Raw genomic sequence first — 1,085 nt, 5'->3', positions numbered from 1 at the left:
GTACAACTGTATAAATGTCAGGATTGCGGCTATCAGTTTCGCTCCGGTTTCCAAGTGAGCGATGATGAATTGTGGACTGCTTATCAACAACAGAAGCAGACGATCAATGAACTATCGGTACGCTTCAGGATAAGCCTCTCTACGGTCAAGCGTAGGTTGCATGACATCAAGTGTGAGTGGGTGCAACCTCCACTAAACGGAAGTGGTTTTGTCCATCTGGACGTAACGTATTGGGGTCGAAACTTCGGTGTGCTGCTCGCATTGGATACGGAGAGCGGAAAGCCTCTCTATCTGTCCTTTGTAAAGAGCGAGACAGTGAAGGACTATGAAGACGCAGTCGTCAGTATTGAGAAGCGTGGATATGTCATACGCGGTCTAATTATTGACGGGAAAAAGAGCCTCTTCAAGTCTTTCTCTGAGTACCATGTACAGATGTGCCAGTTCCACATGAAGCAGATTGTCAGAAGGTATCTTACGCAGAATCCGAGAATGCTGGCCAGCCGGGATTTAAAGGCTCTTGTGGACAGGCTGCATCGAATCCACGAGGCTGATTTCAGGAGCGAATATCAAGCATGGAAGGAAAAGTGGAAGGGTATGATAGAACACCGCAGCCTGCACAAGGACGGCAGGCTGCATTATACGCACCGACGGTTGAGGTCAGCCATGAACAGCCTTGATTTCTACTTGCCTTACCTCTTTACCTGTCAGCGGGAGGAATGCTGGGGAATGCCCAATACTAACAACAAGATTGAGGGAACATTCACTGACCTGAAGAAAAACTTGAACAATCATAGCGGACTTACACAAGAGAATCGCAAAAGGTTCATCAATGGGTTTTTCTTGGCATTGATAGAAACTCAAAGTATGAAAAAGCAGGAACCACACCCGTAGTGGATCCTGCTCATACTTGTCGTTTTACACAATCCTATTCCTCATGGAGTTGCTCCCCAGCAGAGCCCCATTATGCTTCAGACTGCATGGCAAAGGTATATAAACTCTTTGAATATTCTGAATAAAGCCAGCCTGCAATTTGAGCTATTGAACACCTAACCCAAAAAATTAGCCTGCAAAATGAGCTATACGCC

At 46.2% G+C, this 1,085-nt stretch carries 1 protein-coding gene; it reads left to right on the top strand.

All coding sequences use genetic code 11. The annotated features are described in order from the left end of the window. A partial coding sequence (locus tag C1709_RS00075) for an IS256 family transposase, variant Zn-binding type (protein ID WP_245836861.1) occupies nucleotides 1-891 on the top strand: 891 nt, incomplete at its 5' end. Nucleotides 892-1,085: the final 194 nt, after the last annotated feature.

The organism is Metaprevotella massiliensis, assembly GCF_900241015.1.
The sequence above is the reverse complement of the archived record's forward strand: the minus strand, read 5'-3'. Positions and strand labels throughout refer to the sequence as shown.